2 protein-coding genes are annotated in these 2,343 nt (G+C 69.6%); both read right to left on the bottom strand.

Features of this window, described 5'->3' with window-relative positions; translation table 11 throughout:
* Positions 1 to 146 precede the first annotated feature (146 nt).
* Positions 147 to 1,856 (bottom strand): urease subunit alpha, encoded by a 1,710-nt coding sequence (locus P409_RS32190; RefSeq protein ID WP_034848212.1) that lies wholly within the window; start codon positions 1,854 to 1,856, stop codon positions 147 to 149.
* A 10-nt stretch (positions 1,857 to 1,866) separates the two neighbouring features.
* Positions 1,867 to 2,187 carry an urease subunit beta gene (locus P409_RS32185; protein ID WP_034848211.1) on the bottom strand — a complete coding sequence of 107 codons (321 nt, stop codon included), beginning with the start codon at positions 2,185 to 2,187 and terminating at the stop codon, positions 1,867 to 1,869.
* Positions 2,188 to 2,343: the final 156 nt, after the last annotated feature.

The following is a 2,343-nucleotide window of genomic DNA, read 5'->3' as shown; positions in this document are numbered from 1 at the left end:
GGGTCTGCGCGCGTCCGCGCGTGAATGCCCATGGGCGTCTCGGCAAACCGAGAAAACCCCCTCCCCCTATCCCCCTCCCGCAGAGGGAGGGGGGACTCAGGAGAGCGAGCCCGGCATTCATTGCGATCACAGCCATCTCAGAACAGTCAGAACAGAAAGTACCGCTGCGCCATCGGCAGCACCGCGGCGGGTTCGCAGGTCAGCAGCTCGCCGTCGGCACGGACTTCGTAGGTCTCGGGGTCGACCTCGATCACCGGCGTCGCCGAATTGTGCACCATGTCGGCCTTGCCGATGCCGCGCGTGCCCTCCACCGCCACAACCTCGCGCGACAGGCCGAGGCGCTGGCCGATGCCGTCCTCCAGCGCCGCCTTCGACACGAAGGCGATGGCCGAGGCCGCCATGGCCCGGCCGAAGCCGCCGAACATCGGCCGGTAGTGCACCGGCTGCGGCGTCGGGATCGAGGCGTTGGGGTCGCCCATCAGCGCCATCGAAATCGTGCCGGCCTTCAGCACCAGATCCGGCTTCACCCCGAAGAAGGCCGGGTCCCACAGCACCAGGTCGGCCAGCTTGCCCACCTCCACCGACCCGACATGGCGCGACAGGCCCTGCGCGATCGCCGGGTTGATCGTGTATTTGGCGACGTAGCGCTTGACCCGGGCGTTGTCGTTCTCGCCCGTCTCCTGCGCCAGCCGGCCGCGCTGGACCTTCATCTTGTGGGCAGTCTGCCAGGTGCGCAGGATCACCTCGCCGATCCGGCCCATCGCCTGGCTGTCGGAGGAGATGATCGAGAAGGCGCCGAGGTCGTGCAGGATGTCCTCGGCCGCGATGGTCTCGCGCCGGATCCGGCTCTCGGCGAAGGCCACGTCCTCCGGGATCCCGGCGTCCAGGTGATGGCACACCATCAGCATGTCGAGATGCTCGTCGAGCGTGTTGACGGTGAAGGGCCGGGTCGGGTTGGTCGAGGACGGGATGACGTTGGCCAGCCCGGCCACCCGGATGATGTCCGGCGCATGGCCGCCGCCGGCGCCTTCGGTGTGGAAGGCGTGGATGGTGCGGCCCTTGAAGGCGGCGATGGTGTCCTCGACGAAGCCGCTCTCGTTCAGCGTGTCGGTGTGGATCATCACCTGGATATCCATCGCGTCGGCGACGGACAGGCAGCAGTCGATCGCGGCCGGGGTGGTGCCCCAATCCTCATGCAGCTTCATCGAGGAGGCGCCGGCGCGGATCTGCTCGACCAGCGCGTCCGGTCGGCTGGCATTGCCCTTGCCGGAGATGGCGAGGTTGACCGGCAGCCCCTCCGCCGCCTGCAGCATGCGGGCGATGTGCCAGGGGCCTGGGGTGCAGGTGGTGGCCTTGGTGCCGGTGGACGGGCCGGTGCCGCCGCCGACCAGGGTGGTGACGCCGGCGGCGATCGCCTCCTCCACCTGCTGCGGGCAGATGAAGTGGATGTGGCAGTCGATGCCGCCGGCGGTCAGGATCTTCCCCTCGCCGGCGATGATCTCGGTGCCCGGGCCGATGACGATGTCGACGCCGGGCTGGATGTCCGGGTTGCCGGCCTTGCCGATCCGGGCGATTCGGCCGTCGCGGATCGCCACATCGGCCTTCACGATGCCCCAGTGGTCGAGGATCACGGCGTTGGTGATGACGGTGTCGGCGGTGCCTTCGGCGCGTGTGGCCTGGCCCTGCCCCATGCCGTCGCGGATCACCTTGCCGCCGCCGAACTTGACCTCCTCGCCATAGACCGTGTGGTCGCGCTCGATCTCGATGATCAGGTCGGTGTCGGCCAGGCGCAGCCGGTCGCCGGTGGTGGGGCCGAACATGTCGGCATAGGCGGCGCGGGAGATGGAAATCGGCATGTCGGCCTCCTCAGCCCTGGACCGGATCGAGCGGCCCCATGACCGCCTGGCGGAAGCCGATGGCGATGCGCGCGCCGGAGAGGGCGACCAGCCGCACCTCGCGGCTCTGCCCCGGCTCGAACCGCACCGCGGTGCCGGAGGGGATGTCGAGACGACGCCCCCGCGCCGCCGCCCGGTCGAAGGACAGGGCCGGGTTGGTCTCGAAGAAATGATAGTGGCTGCCGACCTGGACCGGCCGGTCGCCGGTGTTGGCCACGGTCAGGACGATGCTGTCGCGCCCGGCGTTCAGCTCGATCGTGCCCTGCGCCGGCAGGAGTTCGCCCGGGATCATGCTTCGGCTCCGTCGCTCTTCTTGAGTCCCCCCTCCCCTCGCGGGAGGGGGATAGGGGGAGGGGGTTCGCGCCGCGAGAGCCGGCGGAGAGAAACGGCAGAGGCGTGGGCATCGAACCCGGACCCGCGCCGATGGAGTCCTGCGATCGACAACCCC

Source organism: Inquilinus limosus MP06 (assembly GCF_000767795.1).
Taxonomy (GTDB): domain Bacteria; phylum Pseudomonadota; class Alphaproteobacteria; order DSM-16000; family Inquilinaceae; genus Inquilinus; species Inquilinus limosus_E.
The sequence above is the reverse complement of the archived record's forward strand: the minus strand, read 5'-3'. Positions and strand labels throughout refer to the sequence as shown.

Coding starts and splice junctions, on each gene's coding strand:
- P409_RS32185 (WP_034848211.1), bottom strand. CDS start 2,187: ATGATCCCGGGCGAACTCCTGCCGGCGCAGGGCACGATCGAGCTGAAC.
- P409_RS32190 (WP_034848212.1), bottom strand. CDS start 1,856: ATGCCGATTTCCATCTCCCGCGCCGCCTATGCCGACATGTTCGGCCCC.